Source organism: Streptomyces sp. NPDC006309 (assembly GCF_040613095.1).
In the GTDB taxonomy this organism is placed as follows: domain Bacteria; phylum Actinomycetota; class Actinomycetes; order Streptomycetales; family Streptomycetaceae; genus Streptomyces.
The window spans coordinates 350,789-373,936 of record NZ_JBEXRO010000002.1 but is presented as its reverse complement, the minus strand read 5'-3'; the positions used below and the strand labels follow the sequence as shown (position 1 = coordinate 373,936).

At 73.4% G+C, this 23,148-nt stretch carries 15 protein-coding genes and 1 pseudogene; 8 read left to right on the top strand and 8 right to left on the bottom strand.

Annotation, left to right across the window (positions count from 1 at the left end):
• Positions 1 to 43: 43 nt before the first annotated feature.
• The 3 genes from ABZ117_RS04145 to ABZ117_RS04135 all read right to left on the bottom strand — a co-directional run bounded on the left by ABZ117_RS04145 (position 44) and on the right by ABZ117_RS04135 (position 3,751).
• Positions 44 to 1,522 (bottom strand): MFS transporter, encoded by a 1,479-nt coding sequence (locus tag ABZ117_RS04145; protein ID WP_356817172.1) that lies wholly within the window; start codon positions 1,520 to 1,522, stop codon positions 44 to 46.
• A gap of 23 nt (positions 1,523 to 1,545) precedes the next feature.
• A complete protein-coding gene (locus tag ABZ117_RS04140; RefSeq protein WP_356817170.1) occupies positions 1,546 to 2,214 on the bottom strand; it encodes an HAD family phosphatase in 669 nt (222 codons plus the stop codon).
• Positions 2,215 to 2,275: 61 nt separating this feature from the next.
• The gene (locus ABZ117_RS04135; protein WP_356817169.1) at positions 2,276 to 3,751 is read right to left on the bottom strand and encodes an amidase family protein; all 1,476 of its coding nucleotides are present in this window, start codon (positions 3,749 to 3,751) and stop codon (positions 2,276 to 2,278) included.
• Between the two features lie 342 nt (positions 3,752 to 4,093).
• Here ABZ117_RS04135 and ABZ117_RS04130 point away from each other — a divergent pair, with 342 nt between their 5' ends.
• A complete protein-coding gene (locus tag ABZ117_RS04130; RefSeq protein WP_356817167.1) occupies positions 4,094 to 5,689 on the top strand; it encodes a hypothetical protein in 1,596 nt (531 codons plus the stop codon).
• 203 nt (positions 5,690 to 5,892) lie between these two features.
• Here ABZ117_RS04130 and meaB read toward each other — a convergent pair whose 3' ends face one another.
• From meaB to ABZ117_RS04110, 4 genes are all read right to left on the bottom strand, one after another.
• Positions 5,893 to 6,897 carry a methylmalonyl Co-A mutase-associated GTPase MeaB gene (gene meaB / locus ABZ117_RS04125; RefSeq protein WP_356817166.1) on the bottom strand — a complete coding sequence of 335 codons (1,005 nt, stop codon included), beginning with the start codon at positions 6,895 to 6,897 and terminating at the stop codon, positions 5,893 to 5,895.
• 5 nt (positions 6,898 to 6,902) lie between these two features.
• Positions 6,903 to 9,077 (bottom strand): methylmalonyl-CoA mutase, encoded by a 2,175-nt coding sequence (gene scpA / locus ABZ117_RS04120; RefSeq protein ID WP_356817164.1) that lies wholly within the window; start codon positions 9,075 to 9,077, stop codon positions 6,903 to 6,905.
• The gene (locus tag ABZ117_RS04115; protein WP_356817162.1) at positions 9,077 to 10,894 is read right to left on the bottom strand and encodes a methylmalonyl-CoA mutase family protein; all 1,818 of its coding nucleotides are present in this window, start codon (positions 10,892 to 10,894) and stop codon (positions 9,077 to 9,079) included. Before ABZ117_RS04115 ends, scpA begins: the two co-directional genes overlap by 1 nt.
• A gap of 144 nt (positions 10,895 to 11,038) precedes the next feature.
• Positions 11,039 to 12,778: a hypothetical protein gene (locus ABZ117_RS04110; protein WP_356817401.1), complete on the bottom strand. Its 1,740-nt coding sequence runs from the start codon at positions 12,776 to 12,778 to the stop codon at positions 11,039 to 11,041.
• Positions 12,779 to 13,008: 230 nt separating this feature from the next.
• Between ABZ117_RS04110 and ABZ117_RS04105 the strand changes: the two genes are divergently transcribed.
• The 5 genes from ABZ117_RS04105 to ABZ117_RS04085 all read left to right on the top strand — a co-directional run bounded on the left by ABZ117_RS04105 (position 13,009) and on the right by ABZ117_RS04085 (position 17,795).
• Positions 13,009 to 13,386, top strand: a complete 378-nt coding sequence (locus ABZ117_RS04105; protein WP_356817160.1) for a cell division protein SepF — start codon at positions 13,009 to 13,011, stop codon at positions 13,384 to 13,386.
• A 1,143-nt stretch (positions 13,387 to 14,529) separates the two neighbouring features.
• Positions 14,530 to 15,726 (top strand): ATP-binding protein, encoded by a 1,197-nt coding sequence (locus ABZ117_RS04100; protein ID WP_356817159.1) that lies wholly within the window; start codon positions 14,530 to 14,532, stop codon positions 15,724 to 15,726.
• Entirely contained in the window at positions 15,723 to 16,076 is a 354-nt protein-coding gene (locus ABZ117_RS04095) for a nucleotide pyrophosphohydrolase (RefSeq protein ID WP_356817157.1), read from the top strand. Before ABZ117_RS04100 ends, ABZ117_RS04095 begins: the two co-directional genes overlap by 4 nt.
• A 168-nt stretch (positions 16,077 to 16,244) precedes the next feature.
• Positions 16,245 to 16,739, top strand: a complete 495-nt coding sequence (locus ABZ117_RS04090) for a DUF6099 family protein (protein ID WP_356817155.1) — start codon at positions 16,245 to 16,247, stop codon at positions 16,737 to 16,739.
• Between the two features lie 132 nt (positions 16,740 to 16,871).
• Positions 16,872 to 17,795: an LLM class F420-dependent oxidoreductase gene (locus ABZ117_RS04085; protein ID WP_356817153.1), complete on the top strand. Its 924-nt coding sequence runs from the start codon at positions 16,872 to 16,874 to the stop codon at positions 17,793 to 17,795.
• A gap of 118 nt (positions 17,796 to 17,913) precedes the next feature.
• Here the strand turns inward: ABZ117_RS04085 and ABZ117_RS04080 are convergent, their stop codons facing one another.
• Positions 17,914 to 18,870 (bottom strand): serine hydrolase, encoded by a 957-nt coding sequence (locus ABZ117_RS04080; protein ID WP_356817152.1) that lies wholly within the window; start codon positions 18,868 to 18,870, stop codon positions 17,914 to 17,916.
• Between the two features lie 186 nt (positions 18,871 to 19,056).
• Between ABZ117_RS04080 and ABZ117_RS04075 the strand changes: the two are divergent.
• Both ABZ117_RS04075 and ABZ117_RS04070 read left to right on the top strand, forming a co-directional pair.
• Positions 19,057 to 20,573: pseudogene (locus tag ABZ117_RS04075) on the top strand (3' terminal RNA ribose 2'-O-methyltransferase Hen1).
• Positions 20,570 to 23,113: a polynucleotide kinase-phosphatase gene (locus ABZ117_RS04070; RefSeq protein WP_356817151.1), complete on the top strand. Its 2,544-nt coding sequence runs from the start codon at positions 20,570 to 20,572 to the stop codon at positions 23,111 to 23,113. The pseudogene ABZ117_RS04075 and the gene ABZ117_RS04070 overlap by 4 nt, the downstream one beginning before the upstream one ends.
• Positions 23,114 to 23,148 lie beyond the last annotated feature (35 nt).

Genomic DNA, 23,148 nt, shown 5'->3' with positions numbered 1-23,148 from the left:
GGTCCGAGCGCAGTCTCGTAACGCTCCGGCTACACAGCGTAGTTCACCCGGTGCGCGGGTGGCTGCCGCGGTGGGCCGCCGCCGCGGACAGGACGGCCAGGGCGGCCGACGCGGCGAGCATCCACCTCAGAGCGTGGGGCGCCGACCCGGGCGTGTCGGACAGGGAGAGGTAGGCGCCGCCCAGTGTCGCGACCCCCAGCGCCCCGCACAGTTGGGCGTTGGTGCTGATGACCCCGGACAGGTCGGCGGCGTAGTCGTCCGGGAGGGTGAACGTCATCTGGCCGATCAGGGAGTTGGAGCTGATGCCCAGGCCCAGTCCGCCGATGGCCAGCAGCAGGAACAGGGCGGGTCCGGAGCGGTGTCCGGTGGCCAGGTAGCACCACACGGCGGTGTAGCCGGCGGCCAGGACCAGGCAGCCGAGTGCGGGCATCGCCGGCCGGTGGCGTTCCGGTACGGCGGCCAGCAGGGGGCCGGCCAGGCCGAAGGCCGCCACCCACGAGACCATCGCCAGCCCGGCGTAGGCGGGCCCGTGTCCCAGGCCGTCCTGGAGGTAGACCGCCAGGACGAACAGCAGGGCGAAGTAGGTCATGGTGGTGGCGCCGTGGGCGGCGAGCAGCCAGCGGACGGCGGGTTCGCGGACCACCTCCTCGGCGATCAGGGGCCGGCCGCCCCGCGCGGCGAGCCGGCGCTGGCCGCGCCGGAAGGCCACCGCGACCGGTACGCTCGCGGCCAGGCACAGCCAGGTCCAGGCGGGCCACCCCTGGTCGGTGCCGAGGAGCAGCGGGACGATCAGCAGCAGGACCGCGACGGACAGCAGGAGCATGCCGCGGGCGTCGACGTCGTCCCAGCCGCCCCTGCGCTCCTCGGCCGGCATGCAGCGCAGTGCCGCCCAGCCGAGCAGGATGCCGACGGGCACGTTGATCAGGAAGATGGGGCGCCAGCCCGTACCGAACAGGTCGGCCGCGATCAGTACGCCGCCCAGGGCCTGGCCGGCCACCGCGCCGCCGGAGAGCGCGACGGCGTAGTAGCCCAGCGCCTTGATCCGCTGCCGGCCGGCGAAGTGCGTCTGGATGCCGCTGAGCACCTGCGGCACCATCAGTGCCGCGCCGGCCCCTTGCGCGACGCGTGAGGCGATCAGCACGAGCGCGCCCGGGGCCAGCGCGCAGACCAGCGAGGCGGCGGTGAAGAGGGCCATCCCGGCCAGGAAGACACGGCGGTGACCGTGGCTGGCGCCGAGCCGGGCGCCGGTGACGAGCAGGACGGCGTAGGCCACCACGTAACCGGAGATCACCAGGCCGGTCTCCCCGCCGGACGCGTGGAGGTCGCCGCGGATGGCGGGGGCGGCGATGTTGGCGATCGCGGTGTCGATGTTCGCCATGAACTGCGCCGCGAGCAGCACCGCAAGGAGCCGCCAGCGGTGGGCGGCCGGCAGGGCCGGCGCACCGCTCCCCCCGGGGGGCACCGGATCGTCCGTCCGCGGCTGTGCGGGGGAGCGGTCCGGGTCGGCGTCCTTGCTGCGCATGGTGGGTCCGTCCGTGCAGGGGATCAGGCGGCGAACAGCCGCGGCCAGCTGATGTCGGCGAGGTCGGGCGCCACGAGGTCGGCGGCGCCGAGCGCCTCGGCGGCGTGCGTGGTGGTCACCGCGACGCACCGGAGCCCGGCCGCCTTGGCCGCGGCGATCCCCGCGGGCGCGTCCTCGAACGCCACCGCCTGTGCGGGGGAGACGCCCAGCGCGGCGCATCCGGCCAGGAAGCCCTCGGGGTGCGGCTTGCCCAGGCGTACGTCCTCGGCGGTGATCAGCGCGGTGAAGAGGCCGGCGCCGCCCACGTGGTCGAGCAGCGCGCGGGCGTGTTCGCGCAGCCCGGAGGTGACCACGGCCATCGGCACCCCCTCGGCGTGCAGCCTCTTCACCAGCACCTCGGCCCCCGGTACGGGATAGGGCGGCGGGATGTCGGGGCCGTCGAGGTATCCGACGGCCTCCTCGAAGAGGTCGGGGACGGAACCGCCGGGGAAGCGGTGCACATGGTCGGCCAGCGCCTCCTGGCCACGGCGGCCGACGAAGGTGGCCAGCAGGGCGTCGTCGACCTCCAGCCCGTGGGCGCGGAACAGCCTGGTCCACGCGGCACGGCTGCGGTGCTCGGTGGCCACGAGCGTGCCGTCGAGATCGAAGAGTGCGGCGCGGACCGGCTCAGCGCCGGCAGGTTGTGCGGTCATCGGTGTCAACCATCCTTGTCCCTGGGGGGCGGGTGTGGGGCCCGGTGGCCGGGCCGGGACGTCACCGGGCGGTGAGCGCGGGGTCGAACTCCTGGTACAGGTGCTGCCAGTCGAGGTGGTGCTGGCAGGCGGCGGCACCGCGGACGACGGCCGCGTCGTGGTGGCGGCGGGCCGCGAGCTGCATGCCGACGGGGACGCCGTTGGCCGCCCGGCCCACCGGGACCGTGGCCGCGGGGCTGCCGATCAGGTTGTACGGGCTCGTCATGGACCAGCCGACGAACGGGTCGGTGTCCTGGCCGTTGACCTGACGGGGGCCGACGGTGGTGCGTGTGGTGTCGTTGGGGATGCCCGCCACGCAGTTCACCGGGCTGACGATCAGGTCGTAGCCGTCGAAGAGGTCCTCGAACGCGTCCAGCACCTGGGTGCGCACGAGGTCGCCGAGGCGGAAGTCGACGGCGCTCAACGCCGCGCCGGTGCGGACGCTGTCCAGATAGCCCGGGTCCACCACGCGGCCCTGCTCGCCCAGCAGGTCGATGCCCTGCCGCAGGCTGATCTCGGCGGACTCCGCGTGGGCCATCGACAGGTAGCGGCGCCACATCCTGGTCAGCTCGGCGGCGGGGAGCGGCAGCCGGAAGTCCACCTCCACGATCTCGGCGCCGGCCTCTTCCAGTGCGGGCAGCGCGGCCCGCACCAGCGCCTCGACCTCCGGCTCGACCGGGTATCCGCCGAGGTCGGGCGTGTAGGCGATCCGCATCCCGGCCAGCGACGGTGAGAGCGCCGCGGCCAGCGGCTCACCCACGGGGAAGGAGTAGGGGTCCCGGGGATGCGGGCCCGACATCAGGTCGAGTCCCAGGACGGCGTCGTCCACGGTCCGGGTCAGCGGCGCGTAGCAGACCATCGGGTTGAGGCGGCGGAACGCGTTGGGCCGGGCCGGCACCGCCACCCGTCCGAAGGTCGTCATCATGGTGAAGACACCGCAGAAGGCTCCGGGGACGCGCAGCGAACCGCCCGCGTCCGAGCCCTGCGCCAGCGGGACCATGCCCGTGGCGACGGCCGCCGCGCTGCCGCCGGAGGAGCCGCCCGCGTTCATCGCCAGGTTGAACGGCGTGGACGCCGGCCCGAGCAGGGCACTGTCCGTGGTGGCCTTGAACCCGAACTCCGGTGTGTTCGTCTTGCCGACCACGATGGCGCCGGCGTCGGTCAGCCGCTCGACACACAGGATCGTGTCCTGTGCGACCTCCTCCGCGAAGATCTTCGACCCGCGCGTGACACGCACGCCCGCGACGGGGTCCAGGTCCTTCACGCCGATGGGCACGCCGTGCAGCGGTCCCAGCTCGGCTCCGGACAGCACGGCCTGCTCGGCTTCCTTGGCGGCGGCCAGCGCCTGGTCGGCACAGACCGTGACGAACGCGTTGACCGCGGGGTTGAGCCGCTCGATGCGGTCCAGGGAGTTCTGCACCACTTCCACCGGTGACACGGCCCGGGAACGAACGAGTTCAGCGAGCTGGAGCGCTGTCAGCGCCTCGAAATCGCTCATCACTGTTTCCTTCCTCGACAACACTGGCATGCGTGGACCGGCGTACCAGGAGCCGGCCCAGCCGGGTGGGACTTGGTACGGACTAAAACACCGTGCCGTCGCAGAGGGTTGCATGATCCGCGGCCGCGTACGCACGCCGGACCGCCCGCGACGATCGTTTTCCGCCGGTCCCGCGACGCCCCCGCGGAGCCCGGACACCGATCGTGAGCGAGGTCGAGCGCTGCGAAGTCATGGCCGGTCGGGTGCGGCGGTACTACGGTGACCCCTCAAGCCATGCCCTGACCGTGTCCGTGGGGGGACCCGGTCCGCTCAGCGGGGCGTCCGGGGCCGAGGGGAGCCACCGTGCAGGTGCTGTATGCCGTCGCTTTCGACGTCCAGGACGCCCGGTCCGCCCGGTGGCCGGGACACGTGTACGAGCGTCTCCGTGACCATCTCGCCGCCTGGCTCGGTGACCGGGGCCGGTTACCGGCGCCGTACCCCGCGGATCTCGACCGCGCCGGGCGGGCGGTGCTCACCGGGAAGGTTCCGGGGCAGGGCGAACGGCGGGTGAGCTGGTCCGTGGCGGGCGACGAGCGCGCCCGCGCGCTGCGGATGACCATCCACCAGCCGCTGTCCGACGGCCCGGCACAGTTCGTCACCCGCGTCACGGTCTCCCGGGCGGAGGACGGCGGCGGGGGGCTCCGGGTCGTCATGGGCAGGGAGATCCCCGACGGCTGGATCGCGCCGGTGCAGAACCCGCGGCTCAGACGTCCCCATCTGCTGCGCGCGGTACTCGCGGACGGCGAACTCGATGTGCGGGTGCTCGGCCAGCGCGCCACCGGGCGGTACGAGCGGATCCGGGAGCCCGGGCACGCTGCCGTGCTGCTGGAGTCGCTCGCGCTGAGCACACGCCTCCCCATCCTGCTGATGCACCCCCGGGACCAGGCGGCCTGGACCACGGCGGCCGACGCCTCGGGGCAACTCGCCGGACTGGCCCAGGTGGTGACGCTGAACTACGTCACCGCGCAGGCCGTCCGCCGGGTCCACGAGCAGGTGGCCGTCCCCAGCGGCGGGGCCCGGCTGGTCTGGCCCAACCTCGGCCTGGAACATCCCGTCTACACGCGTGAGCAGGTGTCCCAGCCGACCTTCGTGAGCAGGCGGCTGATGCCGTCACTCGCCCACCTCTCCGTCATCGCCCGGGGCAGTGACACGGCGTGGGAGCGGGCGCGGCAGGCCTCGTACCGGGACGGGGCACGCAGAGCCGCGGAACGGCTGTCGCGCGCACAGGCGGCCGGCGACACGACCGCCGAACTCCAGGCGCTGAAGGAACGGGCGCGGCAGCTGGAGGAGGACGCCAGGTCGTGGGAGGACATGGCCCAGAGCTGTATGGAGGACCGTGACAAGGCGCAGTCCGAGGCCACCGCCGCCGAGGCGCTGCGCCAGGACCGGGACTACTGGAAGAAGCTGTACCTGGACCTGTCGAGGGGCGGGAGCGGACAGGCCGCCGAGCCGGACGTCTGGAACGCGATCCCGGTCCTGGGCCCCGACGCCGTACCCACGTTCGAGGCTCTCGCCAGGACGTCGGAGGAGCGCATCGTGTTCACGGTGCGGGCGGCGCGCGCGTGGAAGGCCTCCCAGTACCCGTATCCCGAGGAGATGACCGACCAGCTGATCGCCCTCGCGCAGGCCGCGATGGACCTGTACACCAAGCCCGGCAAGCGGCCCCGGCTCGACCAGTGGTTCTACGACCACCACGGGCTGAGGTTCGCGAACAGCGACGAGAAGCTCAGCAAGAACAAGGACAAGCGCTACTTCACGTTCGAGCACAAACGCCGGGACGGGCTGCCGCACATCAAGGTCCGGGACGCCGTGTCGCCCAACGAGGCCGGACGCATCTACTTCGCCCTGGACCCCGAGGGCAAGCGCCTGATCGTGAACCATGTGGGGCTGCACCTGTAGCCATCGGGCGGTCACGAGGCCGGTCGGCGGCGGGTGGTCCTTCCGGCGGCCGGCAGGACCCACCGGTGAAGCCGAGCCACGGCCGGGGAGACGCCCGGGTCCGGTCCGGGCCGGAAGGGGGCCGGCCGACCGCACGGGCCGCAGGCCGCCCGAACCGGACGACGGCGGCGACCTGCGCGCCGCGCCGGTCCGGGCCTGCCGGCTCAGCCGTCCGCCGACGGAGCGGCGCGGTCCTCGAACGTCGCGAGGATGCGTTCCGCCGCCAGGGTCGCCGTCAACCGGCCCTCCCTGACCTGCCGTTCGAGGCCGGGCGCGGTCGCGCGCACCGCCGGGTCGGCGTACAGCCGGCCGAGCAGTTCGTCGCGGACCATCGCCCAGGTCCACTCGACCTGCTGGTCCCGCCGTTTGGCGGCCAGCCGCCCGGTGGAGTCCAGCAGCGTACGGTGCTGCTCCAGCCGTTCCCACACCGTGTCAAGACCGGTGGAGTCCCGGGCACTGCAGTGCAGCACCGGCGGCGTCCAGAACGCGTCCTTGCCGTGCATCAGCCGCAGCGCGCCCGCCAGTTCCCGGGCCGCGGCCCGCGCGTCGCGCTCGTGCGGGCCGTCCGCCTTGTTGACGGCGATGACGTCGGCCAGTTCCAGGACGCCCTTCTTGATGCCCTGGAGCTGATCGCCGGTGCGGGCCAGCGTCAGCAGCAGGAAGGAGTCGACCATGCCCGCGACCGCCGTCTCCGACTGGCCCACGCCGACGGTCTCCACGAGGATCACGTCGTAGCCGGCCGCCTCCATGACCACCATCGACTCCCGGGTGGCCTTGGCGACGCCGCCCAGCGTGCCCGCGCTGGGGGAGGGCCGGACGAAGGCGGCCGGGTCCACCGCGAGCCGTTCCATCCGGGTCTTGTCACCCAGGATGGAACCGCCGGTGCGGGTGGACGACGGGTCGACGGCGAGGACGGCGACCCGGTGCCCCAGCGAGGTCAGCAGCGTCCCGAACGCGTCGATGAACGTCGACTTGCCGACACCCGGCACGCCGCTCACCCCGATCCGCCGGGCCCGGCCGCTGTGCGGCAGCAGCTCGGTGAGCAACCGCTGCGCCAGCGCCCGGTGCTGCGGGCGGGTGGACTCGACGAGCGTGATGGCACGGGCCACCAGGGCCCGTTTCCCGTCGAGGACACCCTTCACATACGTGTCGAGACCGATCGCTGCCATCGGCGCTACAGGGTGTGGCCGAGGTCGGCCGACAGCTTCTCGACCAGGTCGTGGGCCGCGTCCGGGATCACCGTCCCGGGCGGGAACACGGCCGTGGCGCCCATCTCCAGCAGGGTCGGCACGTCCTGCGGCGGGATCACCCCGCCGACCACGATCATGATGTCCTCGCGGCCCTCCTCGGCGAGCTGCTCGCGCAGCGCGGGGACGAGGGTGAGATGACCGGCGGCCAGCGAGGACACGCCGACCACGTGCACGTCCGCCTCCACCGCCTGCCGGGCGACCTCCTCCGGCGTCTGGAACAGCGGGCCGACGTCGACGTCGAAGCCGAGGTCGGCGAAGGCGGTCGCGATCACCTTCTGGCCGCGGTCGTGGCCGTCCTGGCCCATCTTGGCGACCAGGATGCGCGGCCGGCGCCCCTCGGCCTCCTCGAAAGCCTCCACCAGGGCACGGGTGCGGTCCACGGACGGGGACCGGCCTGCTTCGTTGCGGTACACGCCGGAGATCGTACGGATCTGGCCGGCGTGCCGCCCGTACACCTTCTCCAGGGCGTCGGAGATCTCGCCCACGGTCGCCTTGGCGCGGGCCGCGCGCACGGCCAGCTCCAGCAGGTTCTCGGTGCCCTCGGCGGCCCGGGTGAGCGCGTCCAGGGCGTCCCGGCATGCCTGTTCGTCCCGTTCCGCGCGCAGCCGCCGCAGTTTCTCGATCTGCTGGGTGCGTACGGAGGAGTTGTCGACCTTGAGGACGTCGATCTGCTCGTCGGTCTCGACGCGGTACTTGTTGACGCCGATCACCGGCTGCCGCCCGGAGTCGATGCGTGCCTGGGTGCGGGCCGCCGCCTCCTCCACGCGCAGCTTCGGGATGCCGGCGTCGATGGCCTGCGCCATGCCGCCGGCCTGCTCGACCTCCTGGATGTGCGCCCAGGCCTTGCGCGCGAGGTCGTAGGTGAGGCGCTCCACGTAGGCGCTGCCGCCCCACGGGTCGATGACCCGGGTGGTGCCCGACTCCTGCTGGATGAGCAGCTGGGTGTTGCGGGCGATGCGCGCCGAGAAGTCGGTCGGCAGCGCGAGCGCCTCGTCCAGGGCGTTGGTGTGCAGCGACTGGGTGTGGCCCTGGGTCGCGGCCATCGCCTCCACACACGTGCGCGTGACGTTGTTGAAGACGTCCTGCGCGGTCAGCGACCAGCCCGACGTCTGCGAATGGGTGCGCAGCGACAGCGACTTGGCGTTCTTCGGGTCGAACTGCGCGACCAGCCTGGCCCACAGCAGCCGCGCCGCCCGCAGCTTGGCGACCTCCATGAAGAAGTTCATGCCGATCGCCCAGAAGAACGACAGCCGGGGCGCGAACGCGTCCACGTCCAGGCCCGCCTCCCGCCCGGCACGCAGGTACTCCACGCCGTCGGCGAGGGTGTACGCCAGCTCCAGGTCGGCCGTCGCGCCGGCCTCCTGGATGTGGTAGCCGGAGATGGAGATGGAGTTGTAGCGGGGCATCCGCTGCGAGGTGTACGCGAAGATGTCGGAGATGATCCGCATCGACGGCTTCGGCGGATAGATGTAGGTGTTGCGGACCATGAACTCCTTGAGGATGTCGTTCTGGATGGTCCCGGCCAGCTTCTCGGGCGGTACGCCCTGTTCCTCCGCCGCCACGATGTACAGCGCCAGCACCGGCAGCACGGCGCCGTTCATCGTCATCGACACGGTCATCCGGTCCAGCGGGATGCCGTCGAACAGCTGACGCATGTCGAGAATCGAGTCGATGGCCACGCCCGCCATGCCGACGTCACCGGTCACGCGCGGGTGGTCGCTGTCGTACCCGCGGTGCGTGGGCAGGTCGAAGGCGACCGACAGGCCCTTCTGGCCCGCCGCCAGGTTGCGCCGGTAGAACGCGTTGGACTCCTCGGCGGTGGAGAAGCCCGCGTACTGGCGGATCGTCCAGGGCTGGTTGACGTACATCGTCGGGTACGGGCCGCGCAGGTACGGCGCGATACCCGGGTAGGTGCCCAGGAAGTCCAGGCCCTCCAGGTCCCGTCCGGTGTACAGCGGCTTGACCCCGATGCCCTCCGGGGTCTCCCACACCGGCGGCGCGCCACCGGTGGCGTCTTCGACGGCCGCCCGCCACGCGTCGTCGTTTCCGCCGGCGACCGGGGTCCCCAGCTCGATGCCGGAGAAGTCGGGGATTCCCATCAGGACACTCCCATGCGGTCGAGGGTCGCGGACAGCACGGTCACGGCGTCGCAGCCCGCGTGGACGTAGGAGTCGATGCCGTCGTGGTCGGCCGGCCGGCCCGCCAGGGTCACGTGCCGGGCACCCGCCGCACGCAGCGACCGGGCGGTCTCGGCGGCCCGTTCGGCGTAGACGGCGTCGCTGGAGCACAGTACGGCCTCGCTCGCGCCGCTGTCCTCGAAGCGGCCCTCGGTGACCGTCTCGATGCCGCCCGCCTGGAAGAGGTTGGCGGCGAAGGACGAGCGCGCGGTGTACTCGGCGGGCGAGCCGAGGGTGGCCAGGAAGATCCGGGGCCGGGCGCCGGTCGCCGCGAGGTGGGCGTCGGAGCGGGCCCGCAGTTCCTCGTACGCCTCGTCGCGGCGCACCCGCGGCAGGCCGCCGGACGGCGGCTCGGGTGCGGGTGCGCGCTCCACCGGCTTCTCCGACAGCAGCGGGAACTCGCTGACCCCGGTGATGGGTTCACGGCGCTTGGCGAGCCGCTTGGAGCGCTCGGCCCAGGTCGTCGCCAGGTCGGTGCGCAGCCGGCCCGAGCGCAGCACGGCCGCCTGGCCGCCGTCCCGCTCGACCGACCGGAAGAACTGCCAGGCGGACTCGGCGAGTTCGTCCGTCAGCCGCTCGACGTACCAGGAGCCGCCCGCCGGGTCGATGACCCGGGCCAGGTGGGACTCCTCGATCAGGATGGAGGAGGTGTTGCGGGCGATCCGCCGCGCGAACGCGTCCGGCAGTCCGATCGCGTGGTCGAACGGCAGCACGGTCACGGAGTCGGCGCCGCCCACTCCCGCGGCGAGCGTCGCGACGGTCGTGCGGAGCATGTTCACCCACGGGTCACGGCGGGACATCATCACCGGCGAGGTCACCACGTGCTGCACCTGCGCGCCCGCGTCCGGCGCCCCGCACACCTCGGCGACCCGCGCCCACAGCCGGCGCGCGGCGCGCAGCTTGGCGATGGTCAGGAACTGGTCGGCGGTGGCCGCGTACCGGAACTCCAGTTGCCCCACGGCCTGTTCGATCCCGAGCGCGGCCTCGGTCAGCTCCCGCAGGTAGGCCACGCCGGTGGCGAGCGAGGCACCCAGTTCCTGCGCGGCCGAGCCGCCCGCCTCGTGGTACGGCAGCGCGTCCACGGTCAGCGCGCGCAGGCCCGGGTACGACTCGGCGCAGCGCGCGGCCAGCGCGGCGAACGACGCGAAGTCCAGCGCGGTGCCGGTACGGGCCTCGTGGCCCAGCGGGTCGCCGCCCAGGTTGCCGCGCACGGCCTCCGGGGCGACACCCCGGCGCGCGTACAGCCGCAGCAGCGCCTCCGCGGCCGCCTGGGTGTCGCGGCCCGCGTCCAGGACGACCGGCGCCAGGTCGAGGTAGACGCCGTCCAGGGCGCGGTCCAGCTCGGAGAGGGGGATGCCGCCCTCACCGAGCACCAGCCAGAGGGAGGTACCGCCGTTCTCCAGGTCGGCGAGCACGGCGTGCGCCGTGCCGTCGCCGAGTGCCGCGTGCCGCTGCCGTACGTCCCAGCCGTTCGCGAGGGAGCCCTCGGGGCGGCTGCCCCGCACGAACGGGGAGAAGCCCGGCAGGCCGGGGTCGGGCGCGCTGTCGCGCGCGGTGTACAGGGGCCGGGTGCGCAGCCCGTCCTCCAGCGTCGTGGACAGGGCGTCCTCAGCTGCCGCGCCCGAGACTTCCTTGCCCGACTTGCGCAGTACGCCCTCGACCAGGCGTTGCCACTGCTCATGTGTCGCGTCAGGGAACTCGGCGGCCAGTGAGAGCCCGTCGTCAGGCAGGACCGTCATGGCTGGATGCTAGGGCAGGCCGCACAAGCGGGGGCGGCGCACGGGCTGTGAGGTTTCTCCCCTTGCGGTGGTGACCGGCGCCTCTCCCGCCCGGGACGGTACGCCCCGCGGACCCGGCACGCCGGGCGCCGGCCGCGCTCCGGCTCAGCGGGGCGGGGACCCGAGGCCCAGCTCCGCGCGCCGTACGTCCCGGGTGGACAGCGTCTGCGGGTCCGCCGTGAAGGCGCGCAGCCGCAGGCCGGCCGTCTTCTTCGACGACACCGTGAACGTGCCGGAGGGGGCGCGCAGTTCGACCATCGCCGTGCTGTGCGCGGCGATGGTGGCCGGGCCGCGCACCAGTGACCAGTAGCGGCTCATGCCCTGGCCGGTGGTCAGCATGTAGTGCGGGGTCAGCGCGTCACCGCCGGTGTTGGCGACCCGCAGGGTCAGCCGGGACACGCTGTACGGCGCGGTGCGCCGGGTCGCCGCGACGTCCATCCGCAGCGGCGGCCGCCCCGTCGCCGCCAGCGCCGCGCTCACCAGCGCGGGCGTCAGCAGCAGGGCGGCGGTCGCGGCCAGGGCGGTCCGGCGGCGCGGACCGGCCAGCGGGCGGGGCCGCGGCTGCCAGGCGCGGGCGAACTCCGGCAGGGGCACGGTGACCGCCGCCGCCAGCCACAGCGGGGTCATCATCAGGTAGTAGCCGTCCTGCGACCGGGTCGCGAGATAGAACGCGCACCACGGCAGCACCGTCATGGCCGGTCCGAGCCGCCGCACGAAGAGCACGGACAGCGCCAGCAGGGCCAGGGCGAGCAGTATGCCCGCGTGGCCGTACCAGTCGAGCCGGTCGCTGCCGTGGGTGAAGTACAGCGAGACGCCCACCAGGCCCTGGCCGTGCAGCACGGCACCCTGCGTCAGCGGCAGGGCGACGCCCCGCAGCCACGGCCCCGGCTCGCTCACGATGAAGTACGTGCTGATCAGCAGCCAGGTGAGTACCGCGATACCGGTGATCCGCAGCACCACCCGCGCCGCCCGCCGCCCGCCCAGTTCGCCGCGGCGCACGGCGTACAACCCGGCCAGCAGGAACGGCGTGACGAACCACGGCAGCTGCTGGGCCGCGCACGCCGCGCCCAGACACACCGCCCGCGCCACCCCGGCCGCGCCCAGCCGGCCGTGCGCGCCGAGCCGGGGCCAGCGCACCACCACCGGAATCAGCAGGACCAGGCCGATGATCGCCGGATAGCCCTGACGGGCGTACGCCGGCAGGAAACCGAACCCCAGGCAGACCATTGTCGCCGCCGAGCGCCACGGCACCGGCAGCAGCCGCCACAGTGTCACCGCGCCCGCGATCAGCGCCGCCGTGGCCGCCGCCGTCGCCGGGGCGCCGCCGTGGCCCAGCCACAGCAACGGCACGCTGAGCAGCGGGGCCAGCGGGGGATAGCCGTACGTCAGGTCGTACCCGCCGTCGGCCGTCGGGGTGAGCGCGACGCCCGGGCCGTGGAACAGCCAGGGCCACGGCTGCCCGTACACGGCGTGGCCACCGGCCAGTTCCCGCGCCGCCTGCGTGGTGAGGACCGCCTCGTCGCCGCCGGCGTGGTTCAGTGCCCACGCGCACAGCACGAGGGTCACCGCGGTCACCAGCACCACCAGGTCCAGGCGGGCCAGCGAACGCGTCCGGCGGACCGTCAGGGCGAGCACTCCGGTCACCAGGATCGCGGCGTAGCAGACCGAGATGACCCCCGCGAGGACCAGCCGGTGCGTGGCCGCCTGGGTCCACACCGACCGCGTGCCGATGAACAGGCTCACGTCGGCGAGCAGGGTCAGCACACGGTGCCACTGCGCGGGACTGTCCGGGGCTTCCGTGCGCACGGCCCGCGGAGCGGGTGCCACCTGTTGTTTTTCTGCCAAGTGCACGGCACCGAACGCTAGCGGTCACCGGTGAGCGGAGCATGGAGGGCGGTGAAGAGTCGGGTATGAGCCCGGTAAGAATCGGGCGTATGCGCATATCTGACGCGAGAAAGGACCCGGATCGGGGTCCGGGCCGGTCGCGGACCGTGTCGCTGTTGGGCCGAACAGGTGACTTGGCGTAAGAATTGCCTGGTGCACGGATCGCAAGCGAGTCAGGTCAGGGGGAGCCGGTGAGCCGTTACGACGTCACCGATGAACAGTGGGAGGGGCTCGCCCAGGTCGTGCCACTGCGGGGCCGGGACGCCTGGCCCTCCGCGGTGAGCCACCGCTCACTGCCCGACGCCGAGACGGAGACCCGGCGCCGGTTCGTGGTCCTGCGGGTCAACGTCTTCGCGGACGCCCGCGAGGTCGCGGAGACGCTGATGGCGGGATCGCCGGTCCTGCTCGACCTGTCCGGAGCGGAGGGGGACGTCGCCAAGCGCGTCCTCGACTTCAGCACGGGCGTCGTGTTCGGCCTGGGCAGCGGCATGCACCGCGTCGACCGCAACGTCTTCCTGCTCACCCCGCCCGGCACGGAGGTCAGCGGCCTGATGGAGGGCGCGGTCTGACCCACGGGCCGGGTTGGCCTGCGGGCTGGGTTGGTTTGTGGCCTGGGCTGACTTACGGGTTGGGTTGGTCTGCGGGCTGGGTTGGCTTGCGGCCTGGGTCGGCCCACGGGCTGGGGTGGTCTGCGGCCCCGGCCCGCCGGAACCTCGCCGGACGCCGCCTGCGGTGCCGTTCCGGCGGAACTCCCGCCGCGCCACTTGCGCCGGCCGGGGCCGGCGGGACTCGCGGGGCGCGTGTCGGGTTCCGCCTGCGGGTTCCGGGCCGGTGGAGGCCTGGCTGTGGGTCGGGTGCCGCCCGTTGGGTCCGGGGCCCGGCAGATCCCCGGCCGTGAGCCGGACGCCACTTGCGGGCCTCGGCCCGGCGGGACTCGCGGGGCGCGTGTCGGGTTCGCCTGCCGGGCTCCGGCCCGAGGAAGCCCCGGCCTTGGGTCGGGTGCCGCCCGTTGGGCCCAGGTGGGGCGGATTCCCGGTCCGGAAGCGGGTTGCCGCCCGCGGGCTCCGGTGCGGCGGGAGGTTCGTCGCGAGCTGGGCGCCGCCGCCTGTGGGGCTGGGTCTGGCAGATTGCCGGCCGTGAGCCGGATGCCACTTGCGGGGTTCCGGACCGCAGTGCCCCGGCCGCGGGTCGGGTGCCGCCCGTTGGGCCCAGGTGGGGCGGATTCCCGGTCCGGAAGCGGGTTGCCGCCCGTGGGCTCCGGTGCGGCGGGAGGTTCGTCGCGAGCTGGGCGCCGCCGCCTGTGGGGCTGGGTCTGGCGGATTGCCGGCCGTGAGCCGGATGCCACTTGCCGGGCTCCGGTCCGATGGAGCCCCAGCCGTGCGTCGGATGCCGCCTGTTGGGCCCGGGCCCGGTGGATTCCCGGTCTGAGCCGGACGCCGGCTGTGGGCTGCCGTTGCCCGAACTCCCGGGGCGCGGGTCGGGTTCCGCCCGTGGGCTCCGGGCCGGGGGGACTTTCGCCGTGAGGTGGACGTCAGTCGTTCGGGCGGAGTCGTCGGCGTGCGCAGCCTGCCCCTGGCTGTTCTGCCGCCCCCTTCCACCGCAGGTGTTCCAGCACTGCCCGGTGGGCGGCGGGGAGCCGGTGGTCGCTCGTTCGTGGGAACCGGGTGGTGGGGAAACGGTTCGCCGGTCGGGCGGAGTCCTACGGTCCGCATATGGCCGTGCCTCCCGTGTCCGCCGACCTCCCGGCGGTCGCCGCACCCGCCGGGACCGTTCCCGCGCCTTCCCGCCCGCCCCTCGATGTCCGCGCCCGGATCACCGAGCTGCGGCTGTCGGCCTTCGCCGGACACCGCGGCGCCGGGTATCCGCTGGGGCCGGTCACCCTGTTCGCGGGGCCCAGCGGGTCCGGCAAGACGAGCGCGCTGGCCGCCTACGAGGCCCTCGCACGGCTCGGCGGCGGCGCCCAGCTCGCCGAGGCGTTCCCGGACCCCGCCGCCCGCGTACCGGAACGCGCGCGCCCCGACGCCGGGGGACGGCGGGGCTTCCGGATCGGGTGTACGGCCGACGGCGCGCAGGGCCCGGTCCGGCTGGACATCGCCGTACAGGCCGAGCCCGAGCTGCGCATCGTGGGGGAGCGGCTGACCGCGCGCGGAGTCGTCCTGCTGGAGACCGCCCTGCGCGACCCCGGCCGCCGTACCGTCCAGGCGGCCTGGCACACCGCGGGGTCCGCCCCCGTGACCCGCGCCCCGCTCCCCGACGACCGCCTCGGCACCGCCCTGCTGCCGCTGCGCGTGGCCGGCAAGACGGACGGGCAGCGCCATGTGCTGGCCGCGGCCGAGCAGATGGTCGTCGCCCTGCGCTCCGTCTTCCCCTGCGACCCCCGCCCCGCGTCCATGCGCGCCCCCGTCCCCCTGGGCTCGGGCCGGCTGCTGTCCGGCTGCGACAACCTCGCCGACGTGCTGTGGCGTACGCGCGCGGAGTGCGGCCGCCGGCACGCCCAGCTGGTCGAGGCGCTGCACGCGGGCTGCGCCGGACCGGTGGCCGACCTGGTCGCCGAGCCGCTGCCGGACGGCACGGTCCGGGCGGTGCTCGACCGCGGCGACGGCTTGCGCACCGGACTCGCCCGGCTCGGCGACGGCGAACTGCGCTATCTCGCGCTGACGCTGGTGCTGCTGACCGGACCCGGCGTCCTGGCGGTGGACGCCCCGGGCGAGGTGCCCGACGCCCTGCGCACCCTCACGGTGCTGGCCGACGGTTTCGACCGCGGCCTGGATCCGGTGCAGCGCGGGGAACTGCTGGGGCTGGCCGCGCGGATGGGCGGACGCGGGCACATCCGGTGCGTGGCCGCGGTGAGCGACGCCTCGTGGGCCACGGGAACCCCGGACGTCACGGTGGTACACATGAACCCGTGACAGAACATCCTGACCTCGCCGGACTCCAGCGCAGGCTGGCCGAGTTCGCCGCCGTACGCAACTGGCAGCCTTTCCACACCCCCAAGAACCTCGTCGCCGCCCTCTCGGTGGAGGCCTCCGAACTGGTCGAGATCTTCCAGTGGCTGACCCCGGAGGAGTCCGCCGGGGTGATGGCGGACCCGGACACCGCGCACCGGGTCACCGACGAGGTCGCCGACGTGCTGGCCTATCTGCTGCAACTGTGCGAGGTCCTGCGCATCGACCCGCTGGCGGCGCTGGCCGCGAAGATCGACCGGAACGAACACCGCTTCCCGGTCCCGGGGCCGGAGGAGCAACAACCGGAGTCCTAGATTCCATTATTACTCTCCGGAGTCAAAAAGCCCGCCGAATCCGAATTGTTGTCCACAATTTCCGTCTTCCTCTAGCTTTTCGATCCGGATCCCCTCACGCTGGGTAGTGGGTAACTGAGAGTCCCAGAAGAGGCGCGACAGCGCACGGAGGACGGACGGGGGCACCGGATGGACGCGGTACGGCTCATCCTCACGAGCAGGCGTGCGCTGGCGGGCGGCGTCGACGCGGCGGAGATGATGGCGGAGGTCTGGCAGGCGCAGGCCCTGGCGCAGGCGATCGGCAGCCGCCTCGCGGTCTCCGGTCCGCCGGAGCTGCGCGGCGAGGCGCTGGGGCTGACGGAGCTGGCGGGCCGGGGCTGCGGCGTCCTGGACCCGCCCGAACTCGACCCCGGCGACCTGCGCGCCGCCCAGCTCACCGAACTGGCCGACGCCCGCGAGACTCTGCTCTGCCTCGGCGGCCTGCTCGGCGAGGTCGGCATAGCCCTGGTCGGCATGGCCAGCGCCGCGGCCGACGAGACGACGTACTGGCAGTGCATGGAGGCCATCGACGCGGCCGACGAGTCCCGCGACCGCGTCCGGGAGATGCTGCGCAAACTGGCGGCCCGGGAGGAGGTGTTACGGGAGAGCGGCAACGAGAGCAGCAGCCCCTCCGGCGCCCTGTGACGGCGAGCGGCACGAGCGCCGCGGGCAGGACGAACGGACGGCGGGTCCGGACGGGTGCTCACCCGACCGCGGACGGCCCTGCCGGTCGGTACCGGCGCGGTCGGCGCGCCCCGTGGCGTGCAGGATAGGTGTATGGACCTTCGAATCTTCACCGAGCCCCAGCAGGGCGCCACCTACGACACCCTGCTCACCGTGGCCAAGGCCACCGAGGACCTCGGCTTCGACGCTTTCTTCCGCTCCGACCACTATCTCCGCATGGGCAGCGTGCACGGCCTGCCCGGTCCCACGGACGCCTGGATCACGCTGGCCGGCCTGGCCCGTGAGACCAAGCGCATCCGCCTCGGCACCCTGATGACGGCCGGCACCTTCCGGCTGCCCGGCGTGCTCGCCATCCAGGTCGCCCAGGTCGACCAGATGTCCGGCGGCCGGGTCGAACTGGGCCTGGGTGCGGGCTGGTTCGAGGAGGAGCACAAGGCGTACGGCATCCCGTTCCCGAAGGAGAGGTTCGCCCGGCTGGAGGAGCAGCTGGCGATCGTCACCGGGCTGTGGGCGACCGAGGCCGGCAAGACCTTCGACTTCCACGGCACGTACTACGACCTCACCGACTCGCCCGCGCTGCCCAAGCCCGCCCAGCGGAAGGTCCCGGTGCTCATCGGCGGTCACGGCGCGACGCGTACGCCCCGGCTCGCCGCCCGGTACGCCGACGAGTTCAACATCCCGTTCGCCTCGATCGAGGACAGTGAGCGGCAGTTCGGCCGGGTGCGGGCCGCCGCGGTGGAGGCCGGCCGCGACGCGGACGACCTGACGTACTCGAACGCGCTCGTGGTCTGCGTCGGCAGGGACGACCGGGAGGTGGCCCGGCGGGCCGCCGTCATCGGCCGCGAGGTGGACGAGCTGAAGGCCAACGGACTGGCCGGTTCCCCGGCCGAGGTCGTCGACAGGATCGGCCGGTACGCGGCGATCGGCTCGCGGCGGATCTACCTCCAGGTGCTGGACCTCGACGACCTGGACCACCTGGAGCTGATCTCCTCCCAGGTCCAGTCGCAGCTGTCGTAGGGGTCGCAAAGGCCCGACGGCCCGGCCCGGTTCCGGGGAGCCGGCCTGTGCTCGGGGGGATCGCCCGGCCCTGGGGCCGGCCGGTGCCGGGAGGATCGGGCGATCCCCCCGGCCCTGCTCAGCCGCGCCGGGCGAAGCCGTAGTCCAGGATCTTCGTCGCGTCCTTGACCCGCTGGTCCACCGAGGTGTCGGCGAGCACGGCGCCCACCACGGTCTTCGAACCGCGGGTCGCGGCGAACACCAGGCAGAACTTCGCCTCCGGCCCCGAGCCGGTCTTCACGCCGATCGCGCCCCGGTAGGAGCCGAGCAGCGTGTTGGTGTTCTTCCACGGGTTCATCGCGTGCGTCCCGCCGCCGGGCCGGTAGGACTTCATGTCGCCGTAGACCTTCCTGCCGACGACCGCCTTGAACGTCCTGTTCTTCAGCGCCGTCCCGGCCAGCTTGGCCAGATCACGCGGCGAGGCGTGGTTCTTGCCGTTGGACACCCCGTCGAAGCCGTCGAAGTGGGTGTTCGTCAGGCCGAGTTCACGGGCCTTGGCGTTCATCTTGGCGACGAAGGACCTGGTGCGCTGAGCCGTCGTGGTGCCCGTGCCGTAGGTGTCGGCGAGCGCGTACGCCGCGTCGCAGCCCGAGGGGAGCAGCAGCCCGTACAGCAGGTCGCGCACCGTCATCGAGTCGCCGAGGATCAGGTTCGCGCTGGAGTAGCGCTGGGCGTGGGTCACCGGGTCGATGACGTAGTCCGTGTACTCCTTCCTGATCCTCACCTTGCGGTCGAGGTCCACATTCCGCTGGGACAGCACCACGAGCGCCGTCATGATCTTCGTGGTGGAGCCGGTCCGCAGCTGCCCGTCCGGCGCCTTGCCGAAGAGCTGCTTGCCGGTGGCCACGTCCATCGCGTACGCACCCTGGGCCTGCACCTGCGGCGCCGCCGCGGCGGCGCGCGCCACCCGCGCGGCGGATGTCGGCGTGGCCGCCCGGGCCGGAGCGGTCGCGAGGACCCCCGCACCCAGGACGGCGCCGGCCGCCACGACGGCGGCGGCTCTCCCGCGCACCCGGACTCCCTGGCCGATGGTCATGGTTCCCCCTTCTGTCATTGGTCAGTTGACGAGCCATCAGTTCACCAGCTCCGGGGTGCGGGGGCCATAACGGAGATCACACCGCACACCTGTGCGCCCAGGCGGCCCGCTGCGGGCGCCCCGGCCGGCCGCCGGGGTGCGGAAAACCTCTGGTCACAGGGGCCCGGGCCCGGGAGACTCGGCAGCATGTTCGTGACGATCTCCACCACCGGTGCGCCCGGCAGCCCGGCCACCGACCTGGGGTACCTGCTGCACAAGCACCCCGGCAAGGCGCAGGCGTTCTCCACCTCGTACGGCACGGCGCACGTGTTCTACCCCGAGGCGGACGCCGAGCGCTGCACGGCCGCGCTCCTGCTGGAGATCGACACCGTCGCCCTGGTCAGGCGGGGGAAGGGCAAGGGCCGCGGCGGCGCACCCGACGCGGCCCTCGCGCAGTACGTCAACGACCGCCCCTACGCGGCCTCCTCGCTGCTCGCGGTCGCGCTGAGCAACGTGTTCTCCAGCGCCCTGCGCGGGGTGTGCGCGGCCCGCCCGGAGCGGGCGGCCACGCCGCTGCCCCTGCGCGTCGGGATACCGGTCCTGCCGGCCCGCGGCGGCGCCTCCCTCGTACGGCGCCTCTTCGAGCCCCTCGGCTGGAACGTGACCGCCGACCCGGTGCCCCTGGACACCGAGTTCCCCGCGTGGGGCGACTCGCGGTACGTCCGGCTCGACCTTCAGGCGCGGACCCTGACCCTCGCCGAGGCGCTGCGCCACCTGTACGTCCTGCTGCCGGTGCTCGACGACGCCAAGCACTACTGGGTCTCCGCCGACGAGGTCGACAAACTGCTGCGGGCCGGCGAGGGCTGGCTGGCCGGGCACCCGGAGCAGGAGCTGATCACCAGCCGCTATCTCTCCCGCCGCTGGTCGCTGACCCGGCAGGCGCGGGAGCGGCTGGAACTGGTGCGGCTGGCCGAGGCCGACGACAGCGCGGTCGAGGACATCGACAACGCGGTCCCGCAGGACACCGGCGCGCAGGCCGAGGAGAAGCCGGCCCCGCTCGCCGTCCAGCGCCGGGAGGCGATCCTCGCCGTCCTGCGTGACCGCGGCGCCGCCCGCGTTCTCGACCTCGGCTGCGGGCAGGGCCAGCTGGTGCAGGAGCTGCTGAAGGACGTGCGGTTCACCGAGGTGGTCGGGGTCGACGTGTCCGTGCGGGCCCTGACCATCGCCTCCCGCAGGCTGAAGCCGACCGCATGGGGGAGCGGGAGGCGTCCCGCGTCAAGCTCGTCCAGGGTTCGCTGGCCTACACCGACAACCGGCTCAAGGGCTATGACGCCGCCGTGCTCAGCGAGGTGATCGAGCATCTCGACCTGCCCCGGCTGCCCGCCCTGGAGTACGCCGTGTTCGGCCACGCGCGCCCCGGCACGGTCGTGGTGACCACCCCGAACGTCGAGTACAACGTCCGCTGGGAGACCCTGCCCGCCGGGCACGTCCGGCACGGCGACCACCGTTTCGAGTGGACCCGTGAGCAGTTCCGCGCCTGGGCGGCGGCCGTGGCCGGACGGCACGGCTACGACCTCGCCTTCACCCCGGTCGGACCGGACGACCCCGAGGTCGGGCCCCCCACCCAGATGGCCGTGTTCACCCTCACGACCGCCACGGACGAGAAGAAGGACGACAAGAAAGACGAGAAGAAGGACGACAAGAAAGAGGTGAAGGCCGCATGACCGAGACCCGCACGGGACGGGTGCTGCCCGTCACCGACCTCTCGCTGGTCGTCCTCGTCGGCGCGTCCGGCTCGGGCAAGTCCACCTTCGCCCGCCGGCACTTCAAGCCGACCGAGGTGATCTCCTCCGACTTCTGCCGCGGCCTGGTCAGCGACGACGAGAACGACCAGAGCGCCTCCGGCGACGCCTTCGACCTCCTGCACTACATCGCCGGCAAGCGGCTGGCCGCCGGCCGCCGCACCGTCGTGGACGCCACCAGCGTGCAGCAGGACAGCCGGCGGCAGCTGATCGAACTGGCGAAGAAGTACGACGTGCTGCCCATCGCCATCGTGCTGGACGTGCCGGAGGAGGTGTGCGCCGAGCGCAACGCAGCCCGCACGGACCGCGCCGACATGCCCCGCCGGGTCATCCAGCGGCACATCCGCGAACTGCGCCGCTCCGTGCGCGGGCTGGAGCGCGAGGGTTTCCGCAAGGTGCACGTGCTGCGCGGCGTGGAGGAGGCGGAGAACGCCACCGTCGTCACCGAGAAGCGCTTCAACGACCTGACCCACCTCACCGGTCCCTTCGACATCATCGGCGACGTCCACGGCTGCTCGGCCGAACTGGAGTCACTGCTCGCCGAGCTGGGGTACGCCGACGGCGTGCACCCCGGGGGCCGTACCGCGGTGTTCGTCGGCGACCTGGTCGACCGCGGCCCGGACAGCCCCGGCGTGCTGCGCCGCGTGATGTCGATGGTGAAGTCGGGCAACGCCCTCTGCGTCCCCGGCAACCACGAGAACAAGTACGGCCGCCATCTCAAGGGCCGCACGGTCCGGCACACGCACGGACTCGCCGAGACCGTCGAGCAGATGCGGGGCGAGAGCGAGGAGTTCCGCGCGGAGGTGCGGGAGTTCATCGACGGACTGGTCAGCCACTACGTCCTGGACGGCGGCCGGCTCGTGGTCTGCCACGCCGGTCTGCCGGAGAAGTACCACGGCCGCACCTCGGGCCGGGTCCGCTCGCACGCCCTGTACGGCGACACCACCGGGGAGACCGACGAGTTCGGGCTGCCGGTGCGCTATCCGTGGGCGGAGGACTACCGGGGCCGGGCGGCCGTGGTCTACGGGCACACTCCCGTCCCGGAGGCGACCTGGCTCAACAACACCATCTGCCTGGACACCGGCGCCGTCTTCGGCGGCAAGCTGACCGCGCTGCGCTGGCCGGAACGCGAGCTGGTCGACGTACCTGCGCAGCGGGTCTGGTACGAGCCGGCGAGGCCGCTGCGCTCCGAGGCGCCCGGCGGGCACGACGGCCGGCCGCTGGACCTGGCGGACGTGCACGGCCGCCGGGCCGTGGAGACCCGGCACGCCGGCAGGGTGGCGGTCCGGGAGGAGAACGCGGCGGCGGCCCTGGAGGTCATGAGCCGCTTCGCGGTCGACCCGCGCCTGCTGCCCTACCTGCCGCCGACCATGGCGCCGACGGCCACCTCGGCGGTGGACGGCTACCTGGAGCACCCTCGGGAGGCGTTCGCGCAGTACGCGCGGGACGGGGTCGCGCGGGTGGTGTGCGAGGAGAAGCACATGGGCTCGCGGGCCGTGGCCCTGGTGTGCCGGGACGCGGACGTCGCCCGCACCCGCTTCGGCGCCGGGGCGGGGCCGACGGGCTCGCTGTACACCCGTACCGGGCGGCCGTTCTTCGACGACGCGACGATGACGGAGGAGATCCTCGGCCGGCTGCGCTCGGCGGTCACGGACGCCGGGCTGTGGGACGAACTCGGCACGGACTGGCTGCTGGTGGACGCCGAGCTGATGCCCTGGTCGCTCAAGGCCGCCGGGCTGCTGCGCAGCCAGTACGCGGCGGTGGGCGCGGCCTCCGGCGCGGTGTTCCCGGACGCGCTCGCCGCTCTGGAGGCGGCGGCCGCGCGCGGCGCCGACGTCGGCGGCCTGCTCGCCCGGCAGCGGGAGCGCGCCGCGGACGCCGCCGCGTTCACCGCCGCCTACCGCCGCTACTGCTGGACCACCGAGGGCCTGGAAGGGGTCCGGCTGGCCCCCTTCCAGATCCTGGCCGCCCAGGGACGCAGCCTCGCCGCGCTGCCGCACGACGGGCAACTGGCGCTGATCGACCGGATGGTGGAGCACGACGGCAGCGGACTGCTGCGGACCACCCGGCGGCTCTACGTCGACACCGGTGACCCGGAGTCGGTCCGCGCGGGCGTCGACTGGTGGCTGGAGATGACCGGCCGGGGCGGCGAGGGCATGGTCGTCAAGCCGGTCGGCGCGCTGGTCCGGGGCGGGGACGGACGGCTGGTGCAGCCCGGCGTCAAGGTCCGGGGCCGGGAGTACCTGCGGATCATCTACGGTCCCGAGTACACCCGGCCGGACAACCTCGCCCGGCTGCGGGGGCGGTTCCTGAACCACAAGCGGTCCCTGGCCCTGCGCGAGTACGCGCTCGGTCTGGAGGCCCTGGACCGGCTCGCGGACGGGGAGCCGCTGTGGCGGGTGCACGAGGCGGTGTTCGGGGTGCTGGCGCTGGAGTCGGAGCCGGTGGACCCCCGTCTGTAGGCGGGCCGGCGCAGAAAGCCCTTGTGCCGCACACA

Bases quoted from the DNA above. Each gene is read 5' to 3' on its own strand.
- ABZ117_RS04145 (WP_356817172.1), bottom strand. From the start codon at position 1,522: ATGCGCAGCAAGGACGCCGACCCGGACCGCTCCCCCGCACAGCCGCGG.
- ABZ117_RS04140 (WP_356817170.1), bottom strand. From the start codon at position 2,214: ATGACCGCACAACCTGCCGGCGCTGAGCCGGTCCGCGCCGCACTCTTC.
- ABZ117_RS04135 (WP_356817169.1), bottom strand. From the start codon at position 3,751: ATGAGCGATTTCGAGGCGCTGACAGCGCTCCAGCTCGCTGAACTCGTT.
- meaB (WP_356817166.1), bottom strand. From the start codon at position 6,897: ATGGCAGCGATCGGTCTCGACACGTATGTGAAGGGTGTCCTCGACGGG.
- scpA (WP_356817164.1), bottom strand. From the start codon at position 9,077: ATGGGAATCCCCGACTTCTCCGGCATCGAGCTGGGGACCCCGGTCGCC.
- ABZ117_RS04115 (WP_356817162.1), bottom strand. From the start codon at position 10,894: ATGACGGTCCTGCCTGACGACGGGCTCTCACTGGCCGCCGAGTTCCCT.
- ABZ117_RS04100 (WP_356817159.1), top strand. From the start codon at position 14,530: ATGGCCGTGCCTCCCGTGTCCGCCGACCTCCCGGCGGTCGCCGCACCC.
- ABZ117_RS04090 (WP_356817155.1), top strand. From the start codon at position 16,245: ATGGACGCGGTACGGCTCATCCTCACGAGCAGGCGTGCGCTGGCGGGC.
- ABZ117_RS04085 (WP_356817153.1), top strand. From the start codon at position 16,872: ATGGACCTTCGAATCTTCACCGAGCCCCAGCAGGGCGCCACCTACGAC.
- ABZ117_RS04080 (WP_356817152.1), bottom strand. From the start codon at position 18,870: ATGACCATCGGCCAGGGAGTCCGGGTGCGCGGGAGAGCCGCCGCCGTC.
- ABZ117_RS04070 (WP_356817151.1), top strand. From the start codon at position 20,570: ATGACCGAGACCCGCACGGGACGGGTGCTGCCCGTCACCGACCTCTCG.